The organism is Brucella thiophenivorans (genome assembly GCF_002252445.1).
Classification (GTDB): domain Bacteria; phylum Pseudomonadota; class Alphaproteobacteria; order Rhizobiales; family Rhizobiaceae; genus Brucella; species Brucella thiophenivorans.
Genome location: NZ_NNRJ01000051.1, coordinates 192,813 through 209,489 on the forward strand (window position 1 = coordinate 192,813; position 16,677 = coordinate 209,489).

Genomic DNA, 16,677 nt, shown 5'->3' on the forward strand with positions numbered 1-16,677 from the left:
ATGGATTGGAAAACACACCTCCTCGTCGCGCCTATTCTCCTGCCACTTGTCACAGCAGCACTATTGTTGATGTTCGATGAACGCAAGCGCAAGCTGAAGATGGCGATCAATACGATCTCCATTATCGTGTTAATCTATATTGCGTTTACGCTTTTGGGCGTTGCGAGCGAAAAAGCTCCTGCCGCCGATGTCTATCTGATCGGCAACTGGCCAGCACCTTTTGGCATCGTACTGGTTCTGGACAGACTTTCGGCGCTTATGTTGGTTCTGACCAGTGTTCTTGCGCTGGCCGCATTGAGCTTTGCACTGGCACACTGGCATAAGGCCAGCCCGAATTTCCATACGATTTTCCAGCTTCTGCTGATGGGCCTGAATGGCGCGTTTCTAACGGGCGACCTTTTTAACCTGTTCGTCTTCTTCGAAGTCATGCTGGCGGCATCTTACGGTCTGGCGCTGCACGGTTCCGGGCCTGCCCGCGTGAAGGCAGGTATGCATTATATCGCCGTCAATCTGGTGGCATCGTCGCTGTTTCTTATCGGTGTGAGCCTGATATACGGTGTGACGGGCACGCTTAACATGGCGGATCTTGCGCAGAAGATTTCGCAGGTTGCAGCTGAAGATCGCATGTTGCTTGAGGCGGGAGCTGCTGTTCTTGCTGTTGCCTTTCTGGTGAAGGCCGGCATGTGGCCGCTCAATTTCTGGCTTGTTCCCGCTTATACGGCGGCAGCGGCTCCTATCGCTGCTATCTTTGCGATTATGAGTAAGGTCGGCATTTACGTATTGTTACGTTTATCGCCGCTGATGTTTGGCATTGGTGCTGGTGAATCCTACGGTTTTGGCAATGACTGGCTCTATTATGGCGGCATGGTCACGCTGGCCTTCGGCCTGATCGGCGTGGTGGCCTCGCAGGCAATGGGGCGTCTTGCGAGCTACAGTATTCTGGTGTCATCGGGCACGCTGCTTGCAGCTATCGGCAGCGGCAGCATGGCTATGACGGGTGCTGCACTCTTTTATATGGTGAGTTCGACACTGACGATTGCGGCTTTCTTCCTGCTGATTGAACTCATTGAGCGTGGCCAGGATGCGGCCGCAAACGTGCTCGCCGTTACTGTGGAAGCCTATGGTGACGATGAGGAAGAAGAAGAGGAGGAGGAAGTCGGCGTCGTTCTGCCTGCAACTCTTGCCATTCTTGGTACGTGTTTTGCCGTCGTTGCAATCTTGTTGATTGGTTTGCCGCCATTCTCCGGCTTTATCGCCAAGTTCCTCATTCTTGCCGCTATTTTTAATGGCGAGGGTGCAGCACCAACACTTGCCATGCCGGTCAGCCCTGCAAGCTGGGTATTGATCGCACTTATTCTTCTGTCTGGTCTTTCGGCACTGATTGCTATGACGCGTACTGGCATTCGCACATTCTGGGCGTCACTAGAAGGCAATGTTCCGCGTGTTCTGGTCCGCGAAGTGGTGCCGATTGCGGGGCTTCTGGCTGTATGTCTGGCGCTGACAATCGCAGCTGGTCCAGCCATGCAATATATGGATGCAACAGCACGTTCGCTGCATAATCCAAAAGATTACATCAATAGTGTGTTGAAGGCGCCTCGCGTGGGCGGAGAAACGGTGGAGGTAAAATGAAGAAAATACTGCCTTTTCCGCTTCTTTTCGTATCTCTCGTTCTGTTCTGGTTGTTGTTGAGCGGATTTACACGTGCGCAATTGATATTGGGTATCGTGATCTCGCTTCTTGCCTGTTACGCGATGACGGCTCTGCAGCCGCAGAAGAACCACCTGCGTTCATTTCCAACGATGGTATGGTTGTTTGGAGCAGTCACCATCGATATTCTGGCATCGAATTTATCAGTTGTTAGATTGATCCTGTCGCCGAAGAAAGCGCATCATCCCGGCTTTGTGGTAATACCTTTGGAACTAGAGAACCGGACAGCCTTGGCGGTACTTTCTTGTATCATTACGGCAGCTCCGGGAACGGCATGGGTCGATTACAACGTCGCGCGTAAAGCGCTGACAATCCATGTTCTCGATCTTGAAGATGCAAAAAGTTGGCGCGCACGGATCAAGCAGCGCTATGAGCAACCGCTTATTCGGATATTTGGTGCAAGGGATGTGGTGAAAGAGGAGCAATCGGCATGAGCGCAGTTATTCTTTTCTGGTCACTGCTGGCAGCCCAAATCATGCTGATCGCCGCGATGGGGTGTGTGATTTATCGCCTGCTCATCGGGCCGCGTGCTCAAGACCGCGTGCTGGCAACAGATGCTCTTTATCTCAATGCGCTTTTACTGCTGATCACATTTGGTATGCGCACTGGAAGTGTCATCTATTTTGAAGCAGCGCTTATCATTTCGCTGCTCGGCTTTGTTGCAACCGTCGCACTGGCAAAATTCCTGATGCGGGGGGAGGTGATCGAATGATCGGAGCTGCTGATCTGCCTGTCTGGGCTGCTATCATTATTTCATTTTTTCTTGTTGGCGGTGCCTTCCTGACGCTCGTCGGTTGCATCGGATTGGTTCGCTTCAAAAGTTTTTATGAACGCATTCATGCTCCGACAATTGGTTCTTCGTTCGGCGCAGGTGGAATCTTGATCGCTTCCATCATGTTTTTCTCCATCTTGCAATCCAAGCCGATTCTGCATGAAGTGTTGATTACGGTTTTTGTGGTCATCACAACTCCGGTAACGCTCATGTTGCTGAGCCGTGCGGTGATTCATAGGGATCAGACGCAGGACAGCAAAGAGCTTCCTTCATCTTCCGACCAAAAATAGCGGTTGGAAGCATTAGCTCGAGGCATTTGGAGGAGTGCTGAGGGCTGCGGCCAATTGTCTATGTGCGCATGCATGTGGGTTTGCGGATTGAAGGTTCAGGCAATTTGAATTATCTGGATTTCAGTAATTTCTGAAATTTCAGAATTTACGGGAGAGAGAGCTTGGAATTATCGCCAATTGTTCAGTCGTTTGTGCTCCACTTTGGAGAGATGGGCAGCCGGTGGGGTATTAACCGCACGGTTGGGCAGATTTATGCATTGCTCTATCTTTCATCGGAGCCTCTTTGTGCTGATGATATTGTAGATGCACTTGGCGTTTCACGGTCTAATGTCTCGATGGGCATTCGTGAGTTGCAGGGTTGGAATCTTGTGCTGCTCAAGCACATACCGGGTGATCGACGCGACTTTTTTACGACGCCCGGCGATGTGTGGGTGATTTTGCGTACTTTGGCTGAAGAACGTAAAAAACGCGAAATTGATCCAACGCTTTCGGTGCTGCGTGAAGTGCTTATGGAGCAGCCGCAAGATGATAATGATCGCTTTGCGCAAGAGCGCATGAAGGACATGTATGCGCTAATTGAGCGTCTCACCAATTGGTATGATGACGTCAAGAAGCTGGATACTGACCGATTAACGAGCCTTCTGGCGCTTGGTGCCAAGGTTACGCGTTTTCTTGAGACCACCGACAGGATCGTGGCTCTGGGACGCGGTAGAACAGCGGCCAAAAAGGAGCCTAAACGCGAGTGACAGCCGTTGCCCCCAGAACGGACGAAGTGGCACAAAAGGATGGTCAAACAGCAGGCGATAAACGCCGTTTGCGCCGTCGTGTCGTTCCGTCTCTCTTAAAAAAGGGGGCAAGGCTTCAGGCTGTGGCGGCGCTATTGTGGCTACCACAGGCAGCACTTCTTGCATATGGCGTAGGTCACCTTGCCAGCATCGGCTTTGACGCAACAATTTACTATCTTGCTGCGGGCTTGTTTGTTCTTGGCTGTCTTAGAAGCCTGCTTGACGCGCGTGGCGCAAGCCAAGCCTTTGATGCAGCACGTTCAGAGCTGACAGCCTTAAGAGAAAAGGCGGTATTCGCCTTATCACAACGCTCTCCGCTTGACACAGCCCGACCATCGTCCGGTGAGGCTGCGAGCATTCTGGCAGAGCAGGCCGAAATGGTCGTGCCATACATGTCGCGCTTTGTGCCTGTGCGCATTCGCGTGATGCTGGTGCCTTTTGCAATATTCTTTGCAGTTTTGTGGTTCTCATGGGCTGCGGCCCTTGTTCTGCTGGTTGCAGCTCCGCTGATCCCGATTTTTATGGCGCTAATTGGCTGGCGTGCGAAAGCTGCCAGTGAAAAGCAACTCGTTGCACTTGGAGATATGAACGGCTTTCTGCTTGATCGCCTACGCGGTCTTGCAACAATCCGCAGCTTTCATGCGGTTGATATGACCGCCAACAGGCTACGCAACAATGCCGAGACTTTGCGCAAGAAAACAATGATCGTTTTGCGCATCGCGTTTCTGTCTTCCGCGGTTCTTGAGCTTTTTGCTGCCATTGGCGTTGCCATGGTGGCGGTCTATATCGGCTTTCATCTGCTTGGTCCGCTGAACTTTGGAGCATGGGGCCACAAGCTTACTCTTGCAGAAGGCCTGTTTATTCTCCTGCTTTCACCAGCGTTTTTTGAGCCTTTGCGCGATCTTTCAGCCGTCTGGCATGACCGCGCTTCTGGTGAAGCAGCCATTGACGCTTTGGAAGAACTTGCAAAGCATGACATGCCCATTGTCGGCGGTATCAAATCTGTCAAGACCGTCGGGACCGAGCCGTCGCTGATGTTCCGCGATGTGGGTTTTCACTATTTAACTGGGCCTGAGGTTTTCGGCCATTTCAATCTGGATATTGAGCCGGGTGAACATATCGCATTTCTCGCGCCGAGCGGTTACGGCAAATCGACGTTGCTGGCGCTGATTGCAGGGCTTGCAGCCCCGCAGCGAGGCGAAATCAGGATAGGTGGTGTTCCTCTCAGCGATGAAACCGCCGAAACTCTTCGCACTCGAATGCGCTGGGTCGGGCAGAAGCCGCATATTTTTGCTGGCAGCGCCCGACAGAATATCACCTTGGGCCGAGATCTGGATGTGAAAAAGGCAACTGCAATTATCGAGCAGATGGCACTGAGCCACGTTACAGGTGTTACCGGATCAGGTGTGATTGGCGAAAATGGCGCTGGCCTTTCTGGTGGCGAAGCGCTCAGACTAGCGCTTGCGCGTATCGCCGTCGACCAGCAGGCCGACATAATCCTTGCCGATGAGCCAACCGCGCACCTCGACCATGAAACAGCGGATCGCATCGCTGATAGCTTGATAAAGCTTGCAAAGGGTAAGACGCTTATTATTTCCACCCATGACGAGAAACTTGCAAACCGTATGGATCGCATTGTTCGGCTAGACAATATGAGTTGCGGTTCACAACTCGTTGAGAAGAGGGCTGCGGAATGAATGGTTTTCAGTCACTCCGGCCCATTTTGCGTCTGTTTTTCAAGACCAATGGCAAACTTCTTTATGCGGGCGTCTTATCTGCAACCCTGACTGTTCTTGCAGGCATTGCGCTGCTTGGATTATCAGGTTGGTTTATCACGGCCACTGCAATCGCGGGATTGAGTGTTTCAACCGCGATAGTCTTTGATGTCTTCATGCCAGCGGCAGGCATCCGCTTTTTTGCGATCCTTCGTACCGGAACACGCTATCTGGAGCGGCTTGTCACGCATGAAGCCACTTTGGCTATTCTCGCAGCGCTGCGTGAAAAGCTGTTCAGAAGCTGGGCGCGTCCAGCCGCCGCCAGTGCTCTGTTAAAACGGCCAGCACGACTTTTATTTCGTTTGACTGCTGATATTGATGCGCTTGATTCACTTTATCTGCGAGTGCTGGTGCCAGCGGGTGCCGCTCTTGCAACAGCCCTTGTTGCCGGTTTGTCGCTTGGGCTTATGCATCCGCTTTTTGGGCTGATAATTGCTTTGACGCTGCTTGTTGTAGGGCTCGGCCTGCCACTCATTGCGTCTAAACGCTCAGAAAAGCCGATGCGGCAGCGTGCAAAAGGTACCGAAGCTTTGCGTGCAAGAACCATTGATCTGGTTGCAGGTCAGATTGAACTCATCATGGCCAGCCGCATGGATAACCAGAATTCAAGCGTCATGCGTGCCGATAGCTATATCGCAACGAGCGATCTTGTTCTTAATCGCATTGAAATTTCCGCAGGAACGGGACTTGGCATTTTGCATGCTGGCCTTCTGGCGGGTGGATTGATTGGCGTTGGTTTGCTGATGCAGGCTGGTCTGATCAATGCGCCGGTTGCAGCACTTGGGGTTCTGATCATCCTTGGCGCGATGGAACCATTTAGCGCACTGCGTCGTGGAGCAATGGAACTGGGCCGCACGATACTTGCTGCGCGTCGCGTCGGCCCCGCACTTGAAGCATCCGACACGCTCCCAACGCTTCCATTACCTTCTCCGGGAGACGCGGTTGAACTCAAGCGCGTTACGGTCAGCCATGACGGATCAACCGCCAATGCGCTTAATGCGATTGATCTTACTATCAAATCAGGTGAACGGGTTGCAATAATCGGCACGAGCGGGGCCGGTAAATCAACACTCTTCAACGTGTTGGCAGGTGAAATTGCTGCCAAGAGCGGTCGTGTTGCCGTTGTGCCAGTCCGTCTACTGACGCAACGCACCGAATTGTTCAAGGACAGTCTGCGCAATAATCTCAAGCTTGCAAAATCGGATGCAACAGATGCGGAACTCAGTGCCGCATTGGAAGCTGCCGGACTTGGCGACTTCATGAAAAGTCAGGCCGATGGTCTGGATACTTTTTTAGGTGAGGGTGGGCTTGGGCTTTCCGGCGGTCAGGCGCGACGCCTTGCACTTGCTCGCCTATTCCTGACCGATGCCCCTTTATGGCTGCTTGATGAGCCGACCGAAGGGCTTGATCAGGCAACGGCTCAGGATGTCCTCTCCCGTCTTAATGAACAGGCGAAAAACCGTACCTTGTTGATAGCAACGCATATTCAGCGTGAAGCACGGATTTGTGATCGTGCAATTGTTTTGGATCAAGGCGCTATCGTTAGCTCAATGGCCAAAGGAGAGCTTCTATTTAACGAAACCCTCAAAATCTTGAGGTAAAATGTGTAGGGCGGTTGTTTGCCGGTACGGCTTCGGCGGCAGCTCGTAACATCAGGAGGGCCGGTTTTCCCGGCTTAAAGAGATGGAATTCGATATTGTCTCCCTGTCGCGATTGCAGTTTGCAATAACGGCACTTTATCACTTCCTCTTCGTACCTCTGACATTAGGCCTGTCCGTGCTGCTTGCCATCATGGAAACCGTTTATGTCATGACCGGACGGCTCATCTGGCGGCAGATGACCAAATTCTGGGGTACGCTGTTTGGTATCAACTTCGTTATGGGCGTTGCGACCGGCGTTGTGATGGAATTCCAGTTCGGTATGAACTGGAGCTATTACAGCCATTATGTCGGTGACGTTTTCGGAGCGCCGCTGGCGATTGAAGGCATGATGGCGTTCTTCCTTGAAGCGACCTTTGTCGGTCTGTTCTTCTTTGGCTGGGATCGTCTTTCCAAAATCGGTCACCTCATGGCGACCTATGCGGTCGCTGCCGGTTCCAATTTCTCGGCACTTTGGATTCTGATTGCTAATGGCTGGATGCAAAATCCGGTTGGTTCGGCTTTCAATCCAGAGACCATGCGTATGGAAATCACCGATTTCTTCGCGGTCTTAATGAACCCGGTTGCACAGGCAAAATTCGTGCATACGGTTTCGGCCGGCTATGTGACAGCATCGGTTTTCGTGCTCGGTGTTTCTGCATGGTATTTGCTCAAAGGCCGTTCTACCGAGCTCGCAAAACGCTCTATGACGGTGGCCGCATCTTTTGGTCTTGCGGCTTCTCTTTCTGTGGTCGTTCTCGGGGACGAAAGCGGCTATCTCGCCAATGAACACCAGAAAATGAAAATTGCGGCTATCGAAGCCATGTGGGAGACAGAACCTGCTCCAGCTTCGTTTACCGCATTTGGCTTCCCCGATCAGGAAGCGCGTGAAACCCATTTTGCCGTGCATATCCCATGGGTTATGGGCTTGATCGGTACACGTTCACTGACAACCCCGATTGAAGGAATTGAGCAGCTCGTTGAAAATGCTCAGGGACATATTCGTAAAGGCATCATTGCATATGATGCATTGCAGCAGATCCGCGCTGCCGGGGATACCAACGCAGTATCGCAGGAAGTCAAAGACAATTTTGCCGATAACAGCCAGTGGATGGGCTATGCGCTTCTTCTGAAACGCTATGTCGATGATCCGCGACAGGCGACTGATGCGCAGATCACGCAAGCTGCAAATGATACAGTTCCAGGCGTTTTACCTTTGTTCTGGGCATTTCGTATCATGGTCGGCATTGGTTTCCTCCTGATTCTGCTTACCGGAACATTCTTCGTGCTTTCGGCGCGCCGCAAACTGGACCAATATCCGTTCCTGCTTAAAGTCGCAGTCTTTGCTATTCCACTTCCATGGATTGCCGCAGAAATGGGCTGGATTGTAGCGGAGTTCGGGCGGCAGCCATGGATCATCGAAGGTATTCTCCCGACAGCCATGGCGGTTTCCAATCTTGGCGCCTCGACGGTTCTCTTCACCATCATCTGTTTTGTTGCGATCTATACGGTGCTGTTCATCATCGAAATGGTTTTGATGCTTCGCGCAATCAAAGACGGACCTGAACCCGACAGCAAACCGGAAGCAAAGCTTGCACCCGCAAGCATTGCACCAGCGGAGTAAAAATCATGATACTCAGCGATTTGTTAGACTATCAAACACTGCGCGTCATCTGGTGGGTGCTACTGGGCGTATTGCTGATCGGCTTTGCGGCCATGGACGGCTTTGACCTCGGTGTCGGTACACTCCTGCCATTTGTTGGCAGAACCTACATTGAACGTCGTGTCGTTATCAACACGATCGGTCCTGTTTGGGAAGGCAATCAGGTCTGGTTGGTTCTTGGCGGCGGTGCAATCTTTGCCGCCTGGCCACCGCTTTATGCCGTGTCGTTCTCGGGCTTTTATCTAGCAATGTTTGCCATATTGTTCGCCCTTATCCTGCGTCCGGTTGGCTTTAAATACCGCTCAAAACGCGAAAGTCAGACATGGCGTACCGGCTGGGACTGGGCGCTGTTCATCGGTGGCTTTGTTCCTTCGCTGATTTTCGGTGTGGCAGTCGGCAATGTCTTGCAGGGCGTGCCGTTTCATCTCGATGGCGATCTTCGGATTTTCTATGACGGAACGTTCTTCGGCCTGCTTAATCCGTTCGCTCTGCTTTGCGGTCTGCTTTCGGTCACTATGCTCACCATGCACGGTGCTTCGTGGCTTATCCTCAAAACAACCGGTGAAGTGCAGGCGAGAGCGCGTACTTTTGGAAGCGTTGCCGCATTCCTGACGACAGCGCTTTATGTCATCGCTGGCATCATAAGCTGGATGTGGGTCTCAGGCTATAAGATTACCAGTCCACTCGTCACGGATGGCCCGTCAAATCCGCTGCGTAAATTGGTGGAGTTGGATCACAGTGCATGGTTCGATAATTATTTAAACTATCCCGTTCTGTTGATAGCACCAGCACTGGGAATTTTTGGACCGCTGCTGGTGCTGCTCACTATGCGTATGCGCCGTGAGATTGCTCCGCTACTCTTTGGCAAGCTCTCCATATTCGGCATTATCGCATCGGTGGGTGTCTCAATGTTCCCATTCATTCTGCCATCTTCGGTCGATCCAAAGTCGAGCCTGACCGTATGGGATGCATCATCGAGCCACCTGACGCTGTTCATCATGCTGATAGTTACAGTCATCTTCCTTCCGCTCATCGTCGCCTATACCTCGTGGGTCTATAAAGTTCTATGGGGCAAGGTTGAAGAGAGCGACATCAAGGATGAAAGTAACCACGCTTATTAAGCTATGAGCGGTGAGATGATACCGCTCAACCCAAATTGAGAAAGGAAAGCAAGATGTGGTATTTTTCGTGGCTTCTCGGCCTACCGCTCGCCGCAGCTTTCGCAGTGTTGAATGCCATGTGGTATGAGCTGATGGATGACAGGGCGCGCAAACGTCTTGGGGAAGACCCGACTGCGGAACTTGCGCGCGAAGGCAACAAGAATCATTGATTTTCGAGATAGCGGCCCGGAAACGGGCCGTTTCCTTCTCCGGCTTTTGCAATTTCTATAAATTTATAACGGTTTTTAAGGTCGAAAGAAGTACCAACTAGTACTGACGTTTTCGTCAATGATAAGAAATTATATTACGCTTTGAAGAGCCTTATGTTCCAGATAAATGCTTTTTAAAACAGTGTTATAAGCGTGTTGAAAATTTTGATTTCTTAATCGATAATCCCATTATGAACCATCGTCACAATTATCGCTTTCTCTCATATAAAAATAATCTTGCTTTATTTTCTAAGCCGTTCCACCCTGAAAACAGCGAGGCCGGAGGAGGAAACCAGCTCGCGTCGCATGGGAGGAGTGAGGCCGAAAGGCTACTAAGTGGCTAGGTGCAAAGCTTAGTTTTTGCTGGAACCAAATCAAACTCCACCCATTCGACATTTTGTGGCAATTTGCGAGGTATGCCCGCATGAGCGATGATGTCGTCCTGTCCCTGCATGTTCCCGAGCCGGAATGGCGGCCCGGTGATGCTCCAGATTTCTCCCATGTCAAAATCCCGCGTGCAGGCAGTGTGCGTCGCCCCGAAGTGGATGAAAAGCCTGAATCCATGCGCGATCTGGCATTCAGCATCATACGTGTGCTGAACCGGGAAGGCGAGGCGGTCGGGCCATGGGCAGGAACGCTGTCCGATGACGAACTCAAAGACGGCCTGCGCAATATGATGACATTGCGCGCTTATGATGCCCGCATGATGATGGCGCAACGGCAGGGAAAAACATCGTTCTATATGCAGCATCTGGGCGAAGAAGCGGTAAGCTGCGCATTCCGCAAGGCATTGCGCAAGGGCGACATGAATTTCCCGACCTATCGACAGGCCGGGCTGCTCATCGCTGATGATTATCCGCTCGTAACCATGATGAACCAGATTTTCTCCAATGAAGCGGACCCGCTCAAAGGACGTCAGCTTCCGGTGATGTATTCATCGAAGGAGCATGGCTTCTTTACAATTTCCGGCAATCTCGCCACGCAATATACACAAGCTGTCGGCTGGGCGATGGCCTCTGCTATCAGCCGCGACACCAAGATCGCCGCTGCATGGATCGGAGATGGCTCTACTGCAGAAAGCGATTTTCATGCAGCACTGGTTTTCGCATCGACCTATAAAGCGCCGGTGGTGATGAATATCGTCAATAATCAGTGGGCGATTTCGACATTTCAGGGCATTGCGCGTGGCGGTTCGGGTACTTTTGCAGCGCGTGGGCATGGCTTCGGTATCCCATCGCTGCGTGTTGACGGCAATGATTATCTCGCTGTTCACGCGGTCGCGAAATGGGCTGTCGAGCGCGCACGGCACAATCTTGGACCAACGATTGTCGAATATGTCACCTATCGCGCCGGCGGTCATTCGACCTCCGATGATCCGTCCGCTTATAGGCCAAAAGCTGAAAATGACGCCTGGCCTTTGGGCGATCCTATTTTGCGTCTGAAAAACCACCTGATCCTGCTCGGCCTTTGGACAGAGGAACGCCACAAACAGGCCGAGGCCGAAGTCATGGATATGGTTGTGAGTGCGCAACGCGAAGCCGAAGCCATCGGCACGCTGCATGATGGCCGCAAGCCATCTATGCGAGATATGTTTGAGGATGTTTATGCCGAAACACCGCCGCATCTGATCCGCCAGCGCCATGAAGCGGGGTTCTGAGCATGAGCAAGATGATGAAAATGACCATGATCGAGGCCATTCAGAACGCCCATGACATTGCCATGGAGCGGGATGAAAAGGTCGTTGTGTTTGGTGAGGATGTTGGCTATTTCGGTGGAGTTTTTCGCTGCACAGCGGGTTTGCAAAAGAAGTACGGCAAGGAACGCTGTTTTGATGCGCCGATCAGTGAACTCGGTATCGTCGGTACGGCCATAGGCATGGCCACTTATGGCTTGCGCCCTTGTATCGAAGTGCAATTCGCGGATTATGTCTATCCGGCTTATGATCAGATTGTTTCCGAAGCGGCGCGCCTGCGTTATCGCTCGGCAGGCGAATTCACCTGTCCTTTGGTGATCCGTATGCCTTCGGGCGGCGGCATTTATGGTGGACAAACGCACAGCCAGAGCCCGGAGGCACTTTTCACCCATGTGTCGGGCTTGAAAACTGTCATGCCTTCTACTCCGGCCGATGCCAAGGGACTGTTGCTGGCAGCGATCGAAGATCCTGATCCAGTGATCATGTTTGAACCCAAAAGACTCTACAATGGACCTTTCGATGGTCATCACGACAAGCCGGTGACGTCATGGAAAAAGCATGATCTCGGGGATGTGCCGGAGGGTTATTACACGGTGCCGCTTGGCAAAGCCGCAATCCGCCGCGAAGGCAATGACGTGACCGTGCTCGCCTATGGCACCATGGTGCATGTGGTGTTGGCTGCAGCAGCAGAAACCGGGGTCGATGCAGAAGTCATCGATCTGCGCACACTTCTGCCGCTCGATACGGAAACAATCATGGCCTCGGTCAAAAAGACGGGTCGATGCGTTATCGTGCATGAAGCGACGCTGACCTGTGGTTATGGCGCAGAGCTTGCTGCACTTGTGCAGCGCGATTGCTTCTACAATCTTGAAGCACCAATTATGCGTGTGACCGGTTGGGACACGCCTTATCCTCACGCGCAGGAATGGGCTTATTTCCCCGGACCAGATCGGGTTGGCCGCGCACTTGTTTCAATCATGGAAGTTTAGGGGAGGGAATAATGGCGAACTTTACAATCAAGCTCCCCGATGTCGGTGAAGGTGTTGCCGAAGCCGAACTTGTCGAATGGCATGTGAAAGTCGGCGATGTGGTCCGGGAAGACGATGTTCTTGCAGCGGTGATGACTGACAAGGCAACGGTTGAAATTCCATCATCGCGTGCCGGGACGGTCGTGCTTATCAATGGCGAAATCGGTGAAAAAATTGCAGTTGGCTCCGAACTTGTTCGCCTCGAAATTGAAGGCTCGACAAGTGAAAAGCCGAAAGAAGTAAAGACCGAAGCGCCAAAAGCCGATGGGCCTGCGGATGCGGACACGCCGGTTCTGTTGCAGACACCTGTGCCCGAAAGGTCAGTGGCGCCAAAACGTGAGGTGGTGAACCGCGCTTTCGCCGGTGCGGGACCCGTGCGCGCCGAGGGCGAAAAGCCGCTTGCTACGCCTTCTGTGCGATTGCGTGCACGTGATGCAGGCATTGATTTGCGGCGTGTGCGTGGCACCGGACCTGCTGGGCGCATCACGCATGAAGATATGGATGCCTTTTTCAAGCTTGAAGTGGGTGGAGCACCGCAAGCAGGCTATGTTCCAGATCCATCCATTCATGAAATCAAAGTCATCGGGCTTCGCCGCAAAATTGCTGAACGCATGGCCGAAGCCAAGCGGCATATTCCACATATTACCATAGTCGAAGAAGTTGACGTCACGCAGTTGGAAGAATTGCGCACGGGGCTGAACAATGAGAAAAAGGAAATGCGTCCGCGCTTGACCTTACTGCCCTTCGTTATTCGTTCGATCGTCAAGGCTGTGAAAGAACAGCCGGGGCTCAATGCACATTTTGATGACGAGGCCGATATTATCCGCCAGTTCGGTGGTGTGCATGTGGGAATTGCCACACAGACGCCCAACGGGTTGATCGTTCCAGTGATGCGTCATGCCGAAAGCATGAGCGTATTTGGCTCAGCAACTGAGCTTTCCCGTCTCACGGACGCCGCGCGCAACGGCACTGCCAAGCGGGATGAACTGACCGGCTCGACCATCACCATCACCTCTCTGGGGCCGCTCGGTGCAATTGCCACAACGCCAATCATCAATCGTCCAGAAGTGGCGATTGTCGGCATTAACAAGATCGCCATGCGTCCCATGTGGGACGGCACGCAATTCGTGCCACGTAAGATGATGAACCTTTCGTGCAGTTTTGATCATCGAGTGATCGACGGCTGGGATGCAGCTGTGTTTGTGCAGAAGCTGAAAACCCTTCTCGAAACGCCAGCGATGATCTTTGTGGAAGGCTGATAATATGAGCGAGATTTCCTGCAAACTTCTGATTATCGGCGGTGGTCCCGGCGGCTATGTCTGTGGCATTCGTGCCGGCCAGCTTGGGATCGATACGGTGCTGGTCGAGAAAAAGCGTCTCGGCGGCACATGCCTCAATGTTGGCTGCATTCCGTCCAAAGCGTTGATCCACGCAGCTGACGAATTTAATCGCCTCACCAGTTTTGCAGCTAAGGGTTCAATGGGCATTACAGCGCAAAACCCGTCGATCGATTTTGGCAAGACGCTTGAGTGGAAAGACGGTATCGTCAATCGCCTTAATAGCGGCGTGGCAGGGCTTCTGAAACGTTCGCATGTGCGAATGTTTCAGGGGCAGGCGCGTTTCATCGATGGCAAAACGGTGCTCGTTGACACCGATACCGGTCGTGAGACGATCCATGCGGAAAACATCGTGATTGCGACAGGTTCGGTACCGGTGGAGATTGAGGCTTTGCAATTTGGTGGGAATATTATCTCATCGACAGAAGCACTAGCGTTGGAAAATATCCCCGAAAACCTAGCAGTTGTCGGGGGCGGCTATATCGGGCTTGAGATCGGAACGGCCTTTGCCAAGCTTGGTTCAAGAGTAACGATCATCGAAGCGACCGACCGTATCCTGCCGCAATATGACGCGGAACTGACGCGCCCAATTATGGCGCGTTTAAAACAGCTTGGTGTCGAGGTTCTGACCAATACGTCCGCCAAGGGCATGAGATCCGATGGCAAAGCACTGGAGGTAACCACGTCCGATGGTGCAGCGCGCGCGATTGCGGCGGATAAGGTGCTTGTCACCGTTGGTCGAAAGCCGCAGACAGACGGCTGGGGTTTGAGTGAAATCCGGCTCGATATGGACGGACGTTTTATTCGCATTGATGACAAATGCCGGACTTCTATGCGCGGCGTTTATGCCATTGGCGACGTGACAGGCGAACCGATGCTTGCGCATCGCGCCATGGCGCAGGGCGAAATGGTGGCTGAGATTATCGCCGGTGGAAAACAGGCGTGGGACAAGCGCGCTATTCCTGCTGTCTGCTTTACAGATCCGGAAATCGTGACTGTCGGACTTTCACCGGATGATGCGCGTAAAGCAGGCCAGAATACCCAGATTGGGATTTTTCCTTTTCAGGCCAATGGCCGCGCTATGACCATTGAACGCGAAGACGGCATGATCCGCGTGATTGCACGTGCAGACAATCACGTCATCCTCGGTATTCAGGGGGTAGGCGTTGGCATTTCAGAGCTTTCGGCAGCGTTCGCACAAGCAATTGAAATGGGCGCACGTCTTGAAGATATTGCAGGCACGATCCATGCGCATCCAACGTTAAGTGAAGGCTTTGCAGAAGCGAGTATGAAGGCGCTCGGTCACGCGTTACATGTTTAGAGAATACCTTTATCCCAAACCCGGTTTCCAGTTTTGGGAGTCATGCTTCTAGTTCTTAGATTTTCGCTCGTGGCGCCAGACGACAATGGCGGCACCGGCAATCATCGCGGCAAGTGCAAACCATGTAATCGCATAAGAAAGATGATTGTTGCGGAAACTGACCACAGTTAGTCCGCCAACAGGCACGTTGCCTGGATTAGACTTTGCATCGGCATCGATGAAATACGGTGCTACCGTTCCCAAATCTTCCTTTTTCGCAAAGGCCGCCACATCACGTGAGTTCCACTCATTGCGGTCTGGATCGTTGGGACGCAAAAAGAAGCCATCCGGTTCAGGCATACGCAGAAGCCCGCTTACGGTTGTTTCACCGGCAATTTGTGTCTCGATGCGCTGCGATGGATCGCGCTTGGCATCAGGGATGAAACCGCGATTGATGAATGTCAGCGAACCATCTGACGTGCGCATCGGGGTAAGCACCCAAAAACCTGAACCGCGTTCGGTCAAGGCACGAACCAGCACTTCTTTGTCGTTCAGATAGGTGCCAGTCAGCATCACGTGGCGATATTCATCTTCCGGCTGATTAACATTAGCCCAGTCATCACGACCCGGAGCAGCCATGGCTTCCGCATGCACACGTGCATCGACGCGGGATATAAGATCAAGCTTCCATTGCAGGCGTTCGACCTGCCAAATGCCAAGACTAAAAAAGAGAACAAAAAACAACGCGCCGAGAACTGTCATCAAGCCAAGAAAGAAGCGTGATTTCTTCTTCAGCGGAGGTGAACTGATTTCAGCGGGCGTTGACATGGTGTTTCCTGATATGGGGGAGAAATTACAGTTTCAAATACGTCAAAAACCAACCCCAATAAAGAGCAAGCAGGGCAAAAGAATGTGATTGATTGTTGGAACGCTGAACGGCTTCAATCGGATCGAGGTTCCAACTATTCTCATTAAATCATAATTTCACCAATCCTCGTTTCACTCAGATCGGATTATGCTTTTAAAAACAAATAGCGCCAATGTCCCTCTGAACGGACATGGCGCTCTTATTTTGTAAATCGTAGCTATTATAATTTATGCACTTTTATGCGCTTTACGCCTGCGATGTGAATAACCGCCCTTAGAAAGCCTTAAGACGTTGCAGACCTGCGTCTTGTCTTCTGAAGGCTTTTGCATCTGTGTCTCAGCGTCTTGTAGCATCTGCTTTGTTACTGGTCGGTGTTTCACGCTCGGACCAATCGTAATGCTTCTCATCGATCATTCTCCCTGTTTTTAGGCGGGATAGCTGCTTTAAGAGAGC

16 protein-coding genes are annotated in these 16,677 nt (G+C 52.2%); 14 read left to right on the forward strand and 2 right to left on the reverse strand.

From position 1 onward, the window contains the following. The 14 genes from CEV31_RS14955 (at position 1) to lpdA (ending at position 15,377) form a co-directional block, all read left to right on the forward strand. Complete coding sequence (locus CEV31_RS14955; protein WP_094508569.1) at positions 1–1,629, forward strand: monovalent cation/H+ antiporter subunit D; 1,629 nt, start codon at positions 1–3, stop codon at positions 1,627–1,629. Next, entirely contained in the window at positions 1,626–2,141 is a 516-nt protein-coding gene (locus tag CEV31_RS14960) for a Na+/H+ antiporter subunit E (protein WP_094507917.1), read from the forward strand. The genes CEV31_RS14955 and CEV31_RS14960 overlap by 4 nt, the downstream gene beginning before the upstream one ends. Next, on the forward strand, positions 2,138–2,419 hold the full coding sequence (locus CEV31_RS14965) for a K+/H+ antiporter subunit F (RefSeq protein ID WP_094507919.1): 282 nt from the start codon (positions 2,138–2,140) through the stop codon (positions 2,417–2,419). Before CEV31_RS14960 ends, CEV31_RS14965 begins: the two co-directional genes overlap by 4 nt. Next, on the forward strand, positions 2,416–2,769 hold the full coding sequence (gene mnhG / locus CEV31_RS14970) for a monovalent cation/H(+) antiporter subunit G (protein ID WP_094507921.1): 354 nt from the start codon (positions 2,416–2,418) through the stop codon (positions 2,767–2,769). The genes CEV31_RS14965 and mnhG overlap by 4 nt, the downstream gene beginning before the upstream one ends. A 161-nt stretch (positions 2,770–2,930) precedes the next feature. Beyond that, entirely contained in the window at positions 2,931–3,515 is a 585-nt protein-coding gene (locus tag CEV31_RS14975) for a GbsR/MarR family transcriptional regulator (RefSeq protein ID WP_210190930.1), read from the forward strand. Further along, a complete protein-coding gene (gene cydD / locus CEV31_RS14980; protein ID WP_094507925.1) occupies positions 3,512–5,251 on the forward strand; it encodes a thiol reductant ABC exporter subunit CydD in 1,740 nt (579 codons plus the stop codon). Before CEV31_RS14975 ends, cydD begins: the two co-directional genes overlap by 4 nt. Next, positions 5,248–6,930, forward strand: a complete 1,683-nt coding sequence (cydC, locus tag CEV31_RS14985; RefSeq protein ID WP_094507927.1) for a thiol reductant ABC exporter subunit CydC — start codon at positions 5,248–5,250, stop codon at positions 6,928–6,930. Before cydD ends, cydC begins: the two co-directional genes overlap by 4 nt. A gap of 82 nt (positions 6,931–7,012) precedes the next feature. Next, positions 7,013–8,590: a cytochrome ubiquinol oxidase subunit I gene (locus CEV31_RS14990; RefSeq protein WP_094507929.1), complete on the forward strand. Its 1,578-nt coding sequence runs from the start codon at positions 7,013–7,015 to the stop codon at positions 8,588–8,590. A 5-nt stretch (positions 8,591–8,595) separates the two neighbouring features. Further along, positions 8,596–9,750 carry a cytochrome d ubiquinol oxidase subunit II gene (gene cydB / locus CEV31_RS14995; RefSeq protein WP_094507931.1) on the forward strand — a complete coding sequence of 385 codons (1,155 nt, stop codon included), beginning with the start codon at positions 8,596–8,598 and terminating at the stop codon, positions 9,748–9,750. Between the two features lie 53 nt (positions 9,751–9,803). Further along, positions 9,804–9,959 (forward strand): cytochrome bd-I oxidase subunit CydX, encoded by a 156-nt coding sequence (cydX, locus tag CEV31_RS15000; protein ID WP_094507933.1) that lies wholly within the window; start codon positions 9,804–9,806, stop codon positions 9,957–9,959. A gap of 463 nt (positions 9,960–10,422) precedes the next feature. Beyond that, positions 10,423–11,655, forward strand: coding sequence for a 3-methyl-2-oxobutanoate dehydrogenase (2-methylpropanoyl-transferring) subunit alpha (locus CEV31_RS15005; protein ID WP_094507935.1), 1,233 nt, complete (start codon positions 10,423–10,425; stop codon positions 11,653–11,655). A gap of 11 nt (positions 11,656–11,666) precedes the next feature. After that, complete coding sequence (locus CEV31_RS15010; RefSeq protein ID WP_094508571.1) at positions 11,667–12,680, forward strand: alpha-ketoacid dehydrogenase subunit beta; 1,014 nt, start codon at positions 11,667–11,669, stop codon at positions 12,678–12,680. 11 nt (positions 12,681–12,691) lie between these two features. Beyond that, positions 12,692–13,978 (forward strand): dihydrolipoamide acetyltransferase family protein, encoded by a 1,287-nt coding sequence (locus CEV31_RS15015; protein WP_094507938.1) that lies wholly within the window; start codon positions 12,692–12,694, stop codon positions 13,976–13,978. Positions 13,979–13,982: 4 nt separating this feature from the next. Continuing rightward, complete coding sequence (lpdA, locus tag CEV31_RS15020; protein ID WP_094507939.1) at positions 13,983–15,377, forward strand: dihydrolipoyl dehydrogenase; 1,395 nt, start codon at positions 13,983–13,985, stop codon at positions 15,375–15,377. Between the two features lie 48 nt (positions 15,378–15,425). On the opposite strand, the gene CEV31_RS15025 is transcribed toward lpdA, so the two are convergent. After that, entirely contained in the window at positions 15,426–16,184 is a 759-nt protein-coding gene (locus tag CEV31_RS15025) for an SURF1 family protein (RefSeq protein ID WP_094507942.1), read from the reverse strand. 267 nt (positions 16,185–16,451) lie between these two features. Then, positions 16,452–16,631, reverse strand: a complete 180-nt coding sequence (locus CEV31_RS15030; protein ID WP_094507944.1) for a hypothetical protein — start codon at positions 16,629–16,631, stop codon at positions 16,452–16,454. Positions 16,632–16,677 lie beyond the last annotated feature (46 nt).